The 12,767-nt window shown below is 68.3% G+C and carries 12 protein-coding genes and 1 tRNA gene; 9 read left to right on the top strand and 4 right to left on the bottom strand.

Annotation, left to right across the window (positions count from 1 at the left end):
- Positions 1–12 precede the first annotated feature (12 nt).
- The 5 genes from J8J14_RS17325 (at position 13) to J8J14_RS17305 (ending at position 4,135) form a co-directional block, all read left to right on the top strand.
- On the top strand, positions 13–768 hold the full coding sequence (locus tag J8J14_RS17325) for a F0F1 ATP synthase subunit A (protein ID WP_209380803.1): 756 nt from the start codon (positions 13–15) through the stop codon (positions 766–768).
- Positions 769–816: 48 nt separating this feature from the next.
- A complete protein-coding gene (locus J8J14_RS17320) occupies positions 817–1,056 on the top strand; it encodes an ATP synthase subunit C family protein (protein WP_209380802.1) in 240 nt (79 codons plus the stop codon).
- 59 nt (positions 1,057–1,115) lie between these two features.
- Positions 1,116–1,886, top strand: coding sequence for a F0F1 ATP synthase subunit B family protein (locus tag J8J14_RS17315; RefSeq protein WP_245215901.1), 771 nt, complete (start codon positions 1,116–1,118; stop codon positions 1,884–1,886).
- 10 nt (positions 1,887–1,896) lie between these two features.
- Entirely contained in the window at positions 1,897–2,403 is a 507-nt protein-coding gene (locus tag J8J14_RS17310) for a F0F1 ATP synthase subunit B family protein (protein ID WP_209380801.1), read from the top strand.
- Between the two features lie 133 nt (positions 2,404–2,536).
- Complete coding sequence (locus tag J8J14_RS17305) at positions 2,537–4,135, top strand: ABC transporter substrate-binding protein (RefSeq protein ID WP_209380800.1); 1,599 nt, start codon at positions 2,537–2,539, stop codon at positions 4,133–4,135.
- A gap of 263 nt (positions 4,136–4,398) precedes the next feature.
- Here J8J14_RS17305 and J8J14_RS17300 read toward each other — a convergent pair whose 3' ends face one another.
- Together J8J14_RS17300 and J8J14_RS17295 are read right to left on the bottom strand one after the other, a co-directional pair.
- Positions 4,399–5,523: a PA0069 family radical SAM protein gene (locus tag J8J14_RS17300; protein ID WP_209380799.1), complete on the bottom strand. Its 1,125-nt coding sequence runs from the start codon at positions 5,521–5,523 to the stop codon at positions 4,399–4,401.
- A 154-nt stretch (positions 5,524–5,677) separates the two neighbouring features.
- Positions 5,678–6,301: a Tat pathway signal protein gene (locus tag J8J14_RS17295; RefSeq protein WP_209380798.1), complete on the bottom strand. Its 624-nt coding sequence runs from the start codon at positions 6,299–6,301 to the stop codon at positions 5,678–5,680.
- A 176-nt stretch (positions 6,302–6,477) separates the two neighbouring features.
- On the opposite strand from J8J14_RS17295, the gene J8J14_RS17290 reads away from it, so the two are divergent.
- The 4 genes from J8J14_RS17290 to J8J14_RS17275 all read left to right on the top strand — a co-directional run bounded on the left by J8J14_RS17290 (position 6,478) and on the right by J8J14_RS17275 (position 11,686).
- Complete coding sequence (locus tag J8J14_RS17290) at positions 6,478–8,328, top strand: tetratricopeptide repeat protein (RefSeq protein ID WP_245215900.1); 1,851 nt, start codon at positions 6,478–6,480, stop codon at positions 8,326–8,328.
- Between the two features lie 34 nt (positions 8,329–8,362).
- Entirely contained in the window at positions 8,363–9,247 is an 885-nt protein-coding gene (locus tag J8J14_RS17285) for a 4-(cytidine 5'-diphospho)-2-C-methyl-D-erythritol kinase (protein WP_209380797.1), read from the top strand.
- A gap of 69 nt (positions 9,248–9,316) precedes the next feature.
- A tRNA-Gln gene (locus J8J14_RS17280) sits at positions 9,317–9,391 on the top strand.
- A gap of 72 nt (positions 9,392–9,463) precedes the next feature.
- The gene (locus J8J14_RS17275) at positions 9,464–11,686 is read left to right on the top strand and encodes a site-specific integrase (RefSeq protein ID WP_342452479.1); all 2,223 of its coding nucleotides are present in this window, start codon (positions 9,464–9,466) and stop codon (positions 11,684–11,686) included.
- Between the two features lie 216 nt (positions 11,687–11,902).
- Here the strand turns inward: J8J14_RS17275 and J8J14_RS25640 are convergent, their stop codons facing one another.
- Positions 11,903–12,325 carry a transposase gene (locus tag J8J14_RS25640; protein WP_342452478.1) on the bottom strand — a complete coding sequence of 141 codons (423 nt, stop codon included), beginning with the start codon at positions 12,323–12,325 and terminating at the stop codon, positions 11,903–11,905.
- 51 nt (positions 12,326–12,376) lie between these two features.
- Positions 12,377–12,526: a hypothetical protein gene (locus tag J8J14_RS25770; protein WP_408896247.1), complete on the bottom strand. Its 150-nt coding sequence runs from the start codon at positions 12,524–12,526 to the stop codon at positions 12,377–12,379.
- Positions 12,527–12,767 lie beyond the last annotated feature (241 nt).

Here is a 12,767-nt window from a genome sequence, read left to right as displayed (position 1 = left end):
AAGGACCGAGACGTGGCCGCCGAAGGCAAGACGATCGACGCGCTGAGCCAGTTCGAGCTGATCCCGGTCCTGGGCCCGGTCGGCCGGGCCGTCGGCTTCTCCCAGTCCAACGCGCATATGCTGCTGGCCGTTGGCCTGATCTCCGCCCTGATGCTCTACGGCATCAGCCGGCGCGCCCTGATCCCCGGGCGCCTGCAGGCCGCGGCCGAGATGTTCTACGAGTTCATTGAGAACCTCGTGACAGGCCAGGTGGGCCATGAGGGGCGCAAGTACTTCCCCTTCGTCTTTGCGCTGTTCATGTTCGTGCTGTTCGGCAACCTGATCGGCCTGCTGCCCTACGCCTTCACCTACACCAGCCACATCGCGGTCACGCTCGGCCTCGCGGCCACCGTGTTCTTCGTGACCACGATCGTCGCCCTGGTGCTGCACGGGAAGAAGTTCTTCGGCTACTTCTTCCCCGAGGGTGCGCCGCTCTGGCTCGCGCCCATCATCGTGCCGGTCGAGGTGGTGTCCTACCTCTCGCGTCCGGTCAGCCTTTCCGTGCGTCTCTTCGCCAACATGGTGGCGGGGCACGTGCTGCTGAAGGTCTTCGCGACCTTCGTCGTCCTCCTCGGGGGGCTTGGCATGATCGGGCCGGTGGCCGCGCTCCTGCCGCTCTCGGTGAACGTGCTGCTCGTCGGGTTCGAGATCCTGGTGGCCTTCCTGCAGGCCTATGTGTTCGCGATCCTGACCTGCATCTACCTGCACGACGCGGTGCACCTGCACTAAGCCGCGCCGGCAACCATCCCCAACCGCTTAACAAGGAAGAGTCCTCCGATGAACGATCCTATCGCCTATCTTGGCGCCTTCAAGGCGCTCGGCGCTGGCATCGCCGTCTTCGCGCTGTTCGGCGTGGGTCTCGCGCTCGGCAACATCTTCTCGACGCTGATCTCGTCGGTTGCCCGCAACCCGTCGGCCCGCGACACCGTGTTCCCGATCGGCATTCTCGGCTTCGCCCTCACGGAAGCCGTCGCGCTCTTCGCGCTGCTGATCGCCTTCCTGATCCTCTTCGCCTGATCGGGTCCGCGGCGCGGCCGGGCGCATTGCCTGGCCGTCCGCCGCGGGACGGAGACCGCATGATCCGCCTCTCGCACCGTAAGGTCTGGCACGCGCTGGCGCTGGCTGCCCTGCTCTCGCAGGCACCCGCCGCGATCGCCCAGCACGTCACGGCACCGAACGCGACCGGCCCGGTGCACACCACCGCGCCCCTGCCGGGCCAGCAGGGCGAGAGCGTCGCCGTGCGGGCGGATACCGACCGCGCCCGTGCGGTGCGCGAGGCGGACCGCACGGCTGCCGAGTACCAGCAGGCCGCCCAGTCGGACGCCGACAAGGGCGGCATGCCGCAGCTCGACTTCGGCAACCCGCTGATGATCTCCCAGGTGGTCTGGCTGCTGATCATCTTCGGGGTGCTCGTCTTCCTCTGCTACCAGTTCCTCCTGCCCCCCGTGGCCGAGGTGCTGGAGAACCGCCGCGCCCGCATCGCAGCCGACCTGGACGCGGCGCGTGACGCCCGCGCCGAGGCCGAGGCCGCCGAGGCTGGCCGGCGCGACAGCACCGCCCGTGCCCGTGCCGAGGCTCAGGCCTCGGTCGCCGCCGCGGCGCAGGCCGCGCAGGCCGAATCCGCCGCCCGCGCCGAGGCGCTGGCCGAGCGGCTGAACAAGCAGATCACCGAGGCCGAGGCCCGGATCGGCGCCGCCCGCGACGCCGCCATGGGCGCGTTGCGCGAAGTGGCCACCGATGCGACCGAGGCCCTGGTCCAGCGCCTTTCGGGCGTGCAGGACAAGGCGGCTGTCCAGGCTGCCGTCCAGCGCGAGCTGGCCGCCCGCAACCTGAAGACGGCCGGCTGAGGGGGACGCCATGCACCATTACGAGCATTTCTGGCTGGACCCGAAGTTCTGGGTCGCTGTCTCCTTCATCCTCTTCATCGTCCTTCTGGGCCGGATGATCTGGTCCAAGCTGGGCGGCCTTCTGGATGCCCGCGGCGCCCAGGTTCGCGCCCAGCTCGCTGAGGCGACCCGCCTGCGCGAGGAAGCCGAGACCATGCGCAAGCAGGCCGAAGCCGAGCGTGCCCAGGCCGTGAAGGATGCCGAGGCGATGATCACCCGTGCGCGTGCGGAGGCCGATCGCGTGGCCGCCGCCGCCACTGCCGAGGCTGAGGCCAATGCCGCCCGCCGGGAGCGGATGGCGATGGACCGCATCGCCGCCGCCGAGGCGAGCGCCCTGGCCGAGGTGCGCCACGCCGCTGCCGAGATCGCCGCCGCTGCGGCGCGCTCCGTGATCGCGGAGAAGATGACCGCGGAGCAGGACGCCGCGATGATCGACAAGGCCGTGGCCGACCTGCCCCGCGCCCTGCGCGCCGCCTGAGGCCGGGCCCACAGCGCCTGGATAGATCGCCACGGAAGTGACGAATGTTTGACGGGGGCCTCGCGGCCCCCGTTTCCATTTCCGCCCCGCCCGCATAGCCTGCCTCCCGAATTCCAAGCGGGGAGACCAGGGAATGCGACGACTTCTACTCGCCAGCGCCGCCGCGCTGATGCTGGGCATGGGCTTCGGGGCTGCCCCGGGGGCGGGTTCCGCCGAGGCCGCGACCTTCCGCTGGGCCAATGACGGCGACGTCAATTCGATGGACCCGTATGCGCGGAACGAGACCTTCCTTCTTTCCTTCACCCAGAACATCTACGAGCCGCTGGTCCGCCGGAACCGGGAGCTGAAGGTCGAGCCGGCGCTCGCCACCTCCTGGTCGCAGCCCTCGCCGACCGTGTGGCGGCTGAATCTGCGCCAGGGCGTGAAGTTCCACGATGGCACGCCCTTCACCGCGGACGACGTGATCTTCAGCGCCACGCGCGTGCGGGGCCCGGGCTCGAACCTCACCTCCTCGCTCGCCTCCGTGAAGGAGGTGCGGAAGATCGACGACTTCACGGTCGAGTTCGAGACGAACAACCCGGACCCGATCTTCCTGGAGCAGATCACCCAGTGGGGGATCATGTCCAAGCGCTGGGCGGAGGCGAACAACGCCGCCCAGGCGGTGGACCTGACGACCGGCCAGGAGAACTTCGCCACCCGCAATGCGAACGGTACCGGCCCCTTCATGCTGGTCAGCCGCGAGCCGGATCGCCGCACGGTGCTGCGCGCGAACCCGAACTGGTGGGACAAGCCGGAGCACAACCTGGACGAGGTGGTGTTCAACGTCATTGGCAATGACGCGACGCGCGTGGCCGCCCTGCTCTCGGGCGAGGTGGACATGGTCTACACCGTGCCGCCGCAGGATACGGACCGCCTGGGCCGTTCCGGCAATGTGCGGATCCACCAGCAGGCCGAACTGCGCACCGTGTTCCTGGGCATGGACCAGGCCCGGGACGAGCTGCTGAAGTCCGATGTGAAGGGCAAGAACCCCTTCCGCGACGTGCGTGTGCGCCGCGCCTTCCAGCAGGCCATCGACCTCGAAGCGATCAAGACGCGCATCATGCGCAACCAGTCCCGCCCCACCGGGCTGATGATCGGGCCTGGTGTGAATGGCTGGACCGAGGCCGAGGACCGGGTGGTGCGCCCGAATATCGACGCCGCGAAGCGCCTCCTGACCGAGGCGGGCTATCCGAACGGCTTCGGCGTGACGATGGACTGCCCGAACGACCGCTACGTGAACGACGAGGCGATCTGCACCGCGATCGTATCCATGCTGGCGCGCATCGGGGTGAAGGTGACGCTGAACGCCCAGACCCGCGCCCGCTACTTCGCGGAAATCCTGGCGCCGCGCTATCAGACGAGCTTTTACCTGCTCGGCTGGACCCCGACGACCTATGACGCCCACAACACGCTGTTCAACATCATGGGCACGCGGGGCGGTGCCCGCGGCGTGTTCAACTCGGGCGGCTGGAGCAATGCCCGCTTTGATGAGCTGACGAACCAGATCGCGGTGGAAACCGACGCCGCGAAGCGCCAGCAGCTGATCAACGAGGCGATGCGCCTGCACGCCGACGAAGTCGGCCACATTCCTCTGCACCAGCAGGTCGTGGTCTGGGCGGCGCGGAACAACATCACCCTGCAGCAGATGGCGGACAACTACTTCCCGCTGCGCTTCGTGCGGGTGGGGCAGTAAAGGCGGCTGGCCGCCGGGGAGAGGAAGAAGGAATTCTTCCTCTCCCCGGACCCCTCACCATCATCTTCTTTTAGAAGTTTGGAAAAGCCCGGCTGACGGTGCGCCTCCGGTCGATGACCGGAGGCGACTGCAAGGGCAGGATGGGGAACAAGAAACCCCGTGTTGCACCATATCCGCGGCAGCCAGACGGGGTTCCAAGGGCCTCAGGCCCTTGGCGGGTGAGGTCCGGAGAGGGCAGCGCCCTCTCCGGAGAACCGTCAGCCCTAGAGCAGCTCCAGCTGCCGCTCCTCTTCGCGCGGCACGGCGAAGCGGCTGCAATCCAGGCTTCCATTCTCCCGCGCCTGGTCCAGGCCCAGGCGCTTCATCGCCACCTGGAAGCGGCGGGCCAGCATATCGGCATAGGGGCCTGTGCCAGTCTGCCGGGTGCCGAAGCGGGAGTCATAGGTACGGCCGGCTCGGGTCTCGCGGATGAGGGCGAGCACGCGCGCTGCACGGTCCGGCATATGCGCGTTCAGCCAGTCCTCGAACATCTGCCGGATTTCCAGGGGCAAGCGCAGCAGCACATAGCCGGCGGCGCGGGCGCCATGGGCGTGCGCGGCTTCCAGGATCTTCTCCAACTCGGCATCGTTCACGCCGGGGATCATGGGCGCGGCCAGGACGCCCACGGGTATGCCGGCACGGGACAGCTCATGCATGGCGGCCAGGCGGCGCAGCGGCGCGGCCGCGCGGGGCTCCATGATCCGGGCCAGCCGGTTGTCCAGCGTGGTGACGGAAAGGCAGACCTGGACGAGGTTGCGCGCGGCCATGCGCGTCAGGATGTCCATGTCCCGCAGCACGCCCGCGGACTTGGTGACGATGGTGACGGGGTGGTTGAAGCGGTCCAACACCTCCAGCACCTGACGTGTCAGGCCGAGGGTGCGCTCCACGGGCTGGTAGGGGTCCGTGTTGGAGCCGAGGGCGATGGGGCGCGGCACATAGCCGGGCTTGCGGAGTTCCTTCTCCAGCAGGCTCGCCACCTCCGGCTTGAACAGGAGGCGGGATTCGAAGTCGAGCCCGGGTGACAGGCCGATATAGGCGTGGGTCGGGCGGGCATAGCAGTAGATGCAGCCATGCTCGCAGCCCTTGTAGGGGTTCACCGAACGGTCGAAGCCGATATCCGGGCTGTCGTTCCAGGTGAGGGCAGAGCGGGAGGCGTCCCGCGTCAGCGAGGTGGCGAGGGGCGGCAACTCGGCCAGGGCCTGCGCCAGGGTGCCCCATCCATCGTCGAAGGCATCCGGGCGGGTCCGCTCGAAGCGGCTCGCGGGGTTCGAGATGGCGCCACGGCCACGGCGCAGGCCGGGCAGGGTTGAGCGGGTGAGGAGAGGGCTGCCCAGGCTGCCGTCCGGCATGGTGGCCTCCTATCGAGTTCGCCTTGTGTTCTTGCCTATTTGGTCTCCCAGGGGCCGGAACGTCAAGAACAAGAAGGGAACGAAGCCGTGAAAAGAAGAGCCGCGCGGGGCTTTCGCGCGGCTCGTTCCTCTGCGGCGTTCCTGGGGCTGCGATTCAGCGCCAGACGAGATCGGTCCTGCTGCAGGTCTCGACACCTCTCCGCTCGGAAGCGGAGCCGTTCGCGTAGACCACGCGGATATCCGCGGCGCAGCTGCCGCCGCCCGGGAGGTCCACCCAGACGGACTGGCCGGGGCCCATCACGTTGTTCCCGAGCCGGTCATGGCCCCAGCTGGATTGCGAGGCGAGGGATATATAGAGCTCACGGATCGTCTGACCGGAGCGGTTGACGAAGTTGAAGGATGGGTTGCCTCCGCGCGGAGCGGCGATGCTGGCTCCGGGGCCGCCGCTGATGATGGCGCCGGTCCCGCCGCCAAAGGCGATGGTGTTGAGGGAGCAGGCATTCAGCCCCATGCGCGTCTCCTCCCGCCCGCTGGAGAAGGTGACGCGGACATCGAGGGTGCAGTCCCCGAAATTGGGCGTGACGTAGACGCGGTTCCCCGCCGGGAGAACGCCGTTGCCCAGGATGTCCGGCCCCCAGTTGGACAGGCGCGAGGGGGATACATGGGCGGTCTGGATCGTGTCGCCGGTGTTGTTCACCAGCCAGAAGCGGTTCTGGGCTTCAGCCGGCGCGGCGGCGAGGCCGAGCAGCAGGGCGAAGGCCACGAACATGGCACGCATGATTTCGTTTCCTCTTCGAGAGTATTGCGGAATGAAACACAGTCGGAGAGGAGCGGGAAGAGCGGTTGGGGCCGGGTGGTGCAGCCACAGAAATGCCACAGTGGCCCTTCGGTCGCGAAGGAGGCGAAGGTCGTGCTGGAAACTCACGGGCGGGTGATCTTACGGTAGGACTCATGATGCCTTCCGAGAGCTCCCTCCGGTTCCTCTCCTTTTCCTCGGCCCGTGCCTGGATGGGCATTGCCGGGCGCAAGCGGAGCCTTTTCCTGGGTGTGGCGATGCTCGCGGGATGTGCCGCGGGCGGTAGCGGCCCGGTAACCGCCGCCGAGGGGCCGCAACGGCTGGCCCAGGCCGGCCCGATGCGGATTGCGCCGGATGCGCCGGCGGGGGCTTCGCCGCAGCGCCCCGCATCGCCGGTTCCGGCGGTGAACCCGGCTTCCGTACCGGCGCCGGCCGGGGTGTTCGGGGCCTATCTGGCCGGGCGGCTGGCCGCCAATGAAAGCGATGCCGGCGCTGCGGCCGAAGCGCTGCTGCGGGCCCTGAACGCCGAGCCGGACGAGCCGGAGATCCTGACCCGCGCCTTCAACGCCTCCGTGATGGATGGCCGGCCGGAGGCGGTGCGCCTGGCCCGCCGCCTGCCCGAGAACCAGCTGGCCGCGCTGCTGCTGGCGGGGGCGGATGCGCAGGCGGGCCGGTGGGAGCGGGCGGAGGCGCGGATCCGCGGCCTGCCCCGCCAGGGCAGCGCACAGATCCTCCAGCCGCTGCTGCTGGCCTGGGCCCAGGCCGGGCGCGGTAGCGTGGATGCGGCGCTCACCACGCTGCGCCCCCTGACCGAGGGCGGTCCGCTGCGTGGGGTTGCTGCCCTGCATGGCGCCATGATCGCGGACCTGGCGAACCGCCCGCGCGACGCCGAACGGCTGATCCGCATTGCGGTGGCCGAGGCGGATGAGCCCAACATGCGGCTCGCCACCATCGCGGCCGGGATTCTCGCCCGGGTGGGCCGCGAGGAGGATGGCGCGCGGCTGTTCGATGCGATGTCTCTTGGATCCGACGACATTGCCCTGACGGCCACCCCCGCGGCGCGGCGGCTGGCCCTGACGGAGCGCGCCGTCGCCTCTCCGGTGGAGGGCATGGCGGAGGCGCAAGTGGCCCTGGGGGCGGCTTTGCGTGGCCAGGGCTCTCCGGAGCTTTCCCTGATCCTGTCCCGCCTCTCGCTTCGTCTTCGCCCCGGCTTCGTTCCCGCCCAGATCCTGGCCGCCGAGAGCATGGCTGATGAGCGGCATGTCGCGCCCGCGCTGGCTGTGCTGGAGCAGGTGCCGGCGGCGGATCCGATGGCACCCCTGGCGGCACTGCGCCAGGCCGCGGTGCTCGGCCGTCTCGGCCGGGGTGGCGAGGCGCTGGCGCTCCTGCAGCGCCTGGCGGATGCCCATCCCGGTGCCCCCCAGCCAGCGCTGGCGATGGGGGATCTCCTGCGCCGGGAGGGGCGGGCGGCGGAGGCGGTGGTTGCGTACAGTTCCGCGATCGCGCTGCTTCCCCGGCCCGGTGCGGCGGACTGGCCGCTCTTCCATGCCCGTGCGCTCGCGCGGGAGCGGGCGGGCGACTGGAGCGGGGCGGAGGCGGATCTGCGCCAGGCGCTGGCGCTTTCACCGGACCAGCCCGCGCTGCTTAATCACCTGGCCTATACATGGGTGGAACGCGGGGAACGCCTGCAGGAGGCGAGGGGCATGCTCGAGCGGGCCGTGGCCGCCCGCCCGCGGGACGGCAATATCGCGGACAGCCTGGGCTGGGCGCTTTTCCGCCTGGGCGAGGTGAAGGCCGCGATCGAGTGGCTGGAGAAGGCAGTGGAGCTGGAGTCACGCAACGCCGTCATCAATGACCACCTGGGGGATGCCTATTGGGCGGCCGGGCGCCAAGTCGAGGCGCGCTTCCAGTGGCGCCGCGCCCTGGGCCTGGACCCCGAGCCCGGCGAGACCAGCCGGATCGAGGCCAAGCTGCGGGACGGCCTGCCCGCCGCCACCGCACTGCGCTGAGCCCGGGGTTCCGCGCTGCGTGGCAATGCTTGAAATGACGGCGGGTCAACGGCCCGTGGTGGGGCCGGTGACCGAACTGGCGCGGGCCAAGGTGAACCTGCACCTCCATGTCACCGGACGGCGTGCTGATGGATACCACCTGCTGGACAGTCTGGTGGTGTTCGCCGATGCGGCGGATGAGGTGACGGCTGCCGGCGGCGAGGGCATGGCCCTCAGCCTTGGAGGGCCAGAGGCCGGGTCGCTGGCCGCCGAGGCCGACAACCTGGTGCTTCGGGCCGGCCGGCTCCTGGCGGAGATGGCGGGCCTTGATCGGCCGGGGGCAGCTTTGCGCCTTGAGAAGCGGCTGCCGGTTGCCTCAGGCATCGGCGGCGGTTCCGCGGATGCGGCAGCGGCATTGCGGGCGCTGGCCCGCCTATGGGGAGTGGAGATCGGCCCCACGCAGCTCGCGGCGCTTGCGCTGCGCCTGGGGGCGGATGTGCCGGTCTGCCTCGCTTCCCGCCCTGCCCGGATGCAGGGTGTGGGGGAGGTACTTTCAAGCGCGCCGGTCCTGCCGCCTTTCGGGTTGGTGCTGGCCAATCCACGGATCTCGGTGGCGACGCCACGCATCTTCGCGGCAAGGAGCGGCCCCTTCGCCCCGGTTGCGGAGTTGCCCGCTGGCTGGAAGAATGCCGAGGAGATGGCGGCTGCCTTGCGCGGGCTGCGGAACGACCTGGAGCCGCCCGCCATCGCGCTATGCCCACCCATCGCGGAGGTGCTGGGCGCCCTTTCGGCCCTGCCGGGGGCCCTGATGGCGAGGATGAGCGGATCAGGCGCCACCTGCTTTGCCATTTTCCCCGATGCCGCCGCCGCGGCCCGGGCCGCGGCGCTGCTGCCGCAGGATTGGTGGCGTTGGGGCGGCAGCGTGCGCTCCGCCACTTGATGCCGCGGGGGGCTTTACGTGGAGCGCGTGCAAGGACATGTTCCGGTCCGCGCGAGACGCAGCCACTGGTGGGGCGTAGCCAAGCGGTAAGGCAGCGGTTTTTGGTACCGCCATTCCCAGGTTCGAATCCTGGCGCCCCAACCAGCGAATCAGATTTCTTTTCTACTTCAGTGTCTTACGTCGGCGATCCAGCCCTTAGAGGCGGCTCGGCGGCCCGTGTCACACATCGATGTCACACAAGAGCGTCACACAACGGCCCGCCCCGCCCGGCGGCGGCCGCGGCGCCGCACCACCCATCTCGCCCTCAGGGATGGTCGCTGGGTCTGGCGCCGCCGGCTCCCCTCCCGCCTGTTGAGGCATCGCGGGGGTGGCGATTTCCCGTGCAAGTCCTCTGAGGTCCAGATGGCCCTGGGAACAGGTGATCGGGGAACCGCGGTGATTCGCGCCGCGCAGCTCGACGCCGAATTCGAGCGGCTGGTGGCGATGGCAACGGGCACGGGGACGGCAGGGCAGACGGAAACGCTAGGGACGGCGCTCGCGGCCTTCCGCAAGTGCGCCACTACGTGGCGCGAGGGGGAGCGGGCGGCACGTCCTGCCGGGGTGAGGGGTACCAATGCCCCGGCAAGGGAGTGGTCCATCGGAAGCGAGTTGGGCCGTAGCCTCTGCGCCTTCGCGGACCAACCTGACGCAATGGGCCAGACACTGCCCCTGAATCTCCTGGCACGTCTGACAGAGGAGCTTGCCCCTGGCGCGGATACCTCGGGCGAGTCCTACGGGGCGATTGCAGAGCAACTTGCCTCGGCCTTGGTAGAAGGCGGGAAGGCAACGCCGATACGGGCGAGCCTGCTCGGCGAGAGCGCCCGGCGAGCCGCCGTCGCCGAGGGACGGGCCGGCATCTTCGAGAGAGCGCTGCTGGCCAACGACACCGACCTTGCAGAGGAGCATCTGTCGCGCTTTGAGTTGGAGGAGGGCATTGCCTTCGAGCCTGCCGAGCGGCGGATCATGCTCCGGTATGCGCTCCGGGTGCTGGCGGATGTCGCACGCGAGGACGCCCGTCGCGAGCGCGGGCAGTACCCGGCACCTGAGCTTGATCCACTCATGGCCATGCCGATCCAGAGCCGCCCTGTCAGGGAAGACCCGGGAAGGGCACGCGACCTGAACGTCACGGGCAAGCCGGCGGCGTCGACGACGGGCAATCAGCAGGAGGGGGACGAGGCGCCCGCGCAGGCGGAGCAGGTTCCCTCGGCGAAGCCAGCCGGCTTCATGCAGGCCTCGGCGGCCGCGATCGCCCGGATCAAAGCTCGCACGATGGATCAGGTCGGACCGAAGCAGATCCGCGACTACAATGTGGCCAGACGCCTCTTCGGCGACATCTGCGGCGATCTGAACATCACCGCGATCACGAAAGAGACCTGCCAGGACTTACGCGAGCAGCTAGGCCGCGTTCCTAACCAGCACGGCAAGGGCGGGCGCTTCCGGAACAGGACCGCCCGAGAGGCAATCCTCCTGGCGGACGAGGACGATGCGGTAGCCATACGGACCGCGATCGCCGCCAACTCCGACCCGGAGGACGCACCACGAGTTCCGCGCATGTCGGCGGCCACGATCAACAAGCACCTCACGAGCTTGCAGACCCTCGTAGGCGAACAACTGGATGTTGACCGCAAGGGGCAGACCCCATTTCTCGCAGTCCGATTTTCGAAGTCATATGTGAAGGCCAATGCCACCTTCGATCGCAGGCAGCTCGAGGATGATCGCCTCACAGCCATCTTTCACGGCCCAGCCTTTACCGGCTTCAGTGATAATCCCGAGGACCGCTTCCTGCCAGGGAACACGCTCATTCGCGATGCGCGGTACTGGGTTCCGCTTGTCGCGCTCTACGGGGGCGAACGTCTGGAGGAACTTCTCGAACTCTGGCCTGATGACGTAGTCAAGGAGGATGGGGTTGAACTGATCTCCATCGGAGCCATCCATGACCGCAAGCGGACTCAGGTGAAGAGCGCAAGCAGTGTACGCAAAGTACCGGTTCACAGCGTCCTGAAGGAGCTCGGCTTTCTCGACTACGTCCGGACCATGCGGCAGAGCGGCTCTCGATTACTCTTTCCCGGCTTCAAGCGAGCTGGACCCGACAAGCGCTTCGGACACAATTTCAGCCAGTGGTGGACGGGGTACCGCCTCGCCGTCGATGCTTACAAAGAGGGACAGGACTTCCACTCGATGCGCCATGGCGTGAATACAAGACTTCTCGCCTCTAAAGTTCCGGAAACCATCATCCGGACACTGCTCGGCCACAGCCATGGAAACAGCATGACGGGAGGCACGTACAACAGCGGCCTTTCTCACACGGAACTCGCCGATGCGATGGAGTTGCTCCGCTATCCCGAGTTAGATGTTGAGTTGCTTGCGAAGCGTGCTGAGCAGCTCAAGCCGCATCGCTGAGTATAAGATCAACCGGAAGCGCCAGGCCGCTGATTGGCTGAGGAACCTGGATCCGCGCAGCCGGACGGTCGTCAAGTCTGATTCGCAGCGAAGTTTAAATCGCCGTTCCCAACTGTGCGCCAGCTAAGTGGGCCAAGCAAGCCGATCTTTGGATGAGCCGATTGGTGCTGTTGCACAATCCCGCCCGAGGACACTCTATTCCCTTTCGAGGCTTGATCAGGCGCAAGGGACGGTGTCGGGCATGCCGAGGACGGTGAAGGTGTTGAGGATGGCGCACCGGATCTGGACTTCCGCGACCTGATAGGCGGGTTCGCGGGCCGAGAGGCGCTCGCCCAGGCGCTTGAGGCGTGACATGGCCTCCTCGGCGAGGCTGCGGCGATGGTAGCCGCTCCACCTCTTCCAGAGTCGCCGGCCAAGACGCTTTATGGCGCGGACCGTCTCGTTCCGCTCGCCCGCACCTGCCATTCGGGCCTTCCACGGCCTGCCGGTACGACGCGGCGGCACGATCATGGCGGCCTGACGTGAGGCGGAAGCCGCGTAGACGCCGCGGGTGTGATAGGCGCCATCGCCACTGATAACGCCGATCCGCTCCCTGGCGGAAGCTGAGCCAGCAGGCCCGGCACGATCTCGCCGTCGCATGCCGGTGATCCGTCATCTCGACTGCCCGCACCTCGTGGGTCTCGGCGTCGATCACCAGGGCCACCGTGCGCCAGACCCGGCGCTTGTCGGCCCGTGTTTCCTCGCCTTCCACTCGCCCTCGCCGAGCACCTTAGGCCCGGTACTGTTGATGACGAGGTGCAGCGGCCCGCGCCGCGGCCGGTAGGGGATGGTGACCACCAGGTCCTTCTGCCGTAGTCAGAGGATGTTGTCGTGCGGCACCCGCCAGTCCAGGCCCGCCAGGCTGAGGTGCCCCGGCGAAAGTGGTCCATCTGAGGTGTTAGGTTTTTCGGCGGAACCGTGAGGCGCTTGGGTTTGGTGGTCCAGATCCAGCGTTAGCCTTCGACGGCTACGGAGCCCTCCGACACCCCTGAAGGGCTTGCCAGAGAACGGTATTCCTGCGGCGTCCTCTGGCCAAGGGCCA

This window comes from Pararoseomonas baculiformis (genome assembly GCF_017813395.1).
In the GTDB taxonomy this organism is placed as follows: domain Bacteria; phylum Pseudomonadota; class Alphaproteobacteria; order Acetobacterales; family Acetobacteraceae; genus Roseomonas; species Roseomonas baculiformis.
Note: the sequence above shows the minus strand (reverse complement) of the source record. Positions and strands in the feature narration are given on the sequence as shown.

Excerpts from the sequence above, each read along its gene's own strand:
- J8J14_RS17285 (WP_209380797.1), top strand. The coding sequence starts at position 8,363 with ATGACGGCGGGTCAACGGCCCGTGGTGGGGCCGGTGACCGAACTGGCG.
- J8J14_RS25640 (WP_342452478.1), bottom strand. The coding sequence starts at position 12,325 with ATGCGACGGCGAGATCGTGCCGGGCCTGCTGGCTCAGCTTCCGCCAGG.
- J8J14_RS17295 (WP_209380798.1), bottom strand. The coding sequence starts at position 6,301 with ATGCGTGCCATGTTCGTGGCCTTCGCCCTGCTGCTCGGCCTCGCCGCC.
- J8J14_RS17310 (WP_209380801.1), top strand. The coding sequence starts at position 1,897 with ATGCACCATTACGAGCATTTCTGGCTGGACCCGAAGTTCTGGGTCGCT.
- J8J14_RS17290 (WP_245215900.1), top strand. The coding sequence starts at position 6,478 with ATGCCTTCCGAGAGCTCCCTCCGGTTCCTCTCCTTTTCCTCGGCCCGT.
- J8J14_RS17305 (WP_209380800.1), top strand. The coding sequence starts at position 2,537 with ATGCGACGACTTCTACTCGCCAGCGCCGCCGCGCTGATGCTGGGCATG.
- J8J14_RS17300 (WP_209380799.1), bottom strand. The coding sequence starts at position 5,523 with ATGCCGGACGGCAGCCTGGGCAGCCCTCTCCTCACCCGCTCAACCCTG.
- J8J14_RS17320 (WP_209380802.1), top strand. The coding sequence starts at position 817 with ATGAACGATCCTATCGCCTATCTTGGCGCCTTCAAGGCGCTCGGCGCT.
- J8J14_RS17315 (WP_245215901.1), top strand. The coding sequence starts at position 1,116 with ATGATCCGCCTCTCGCACCGTAAGGTCTGGCACGCGCTGGCGCTGGCT.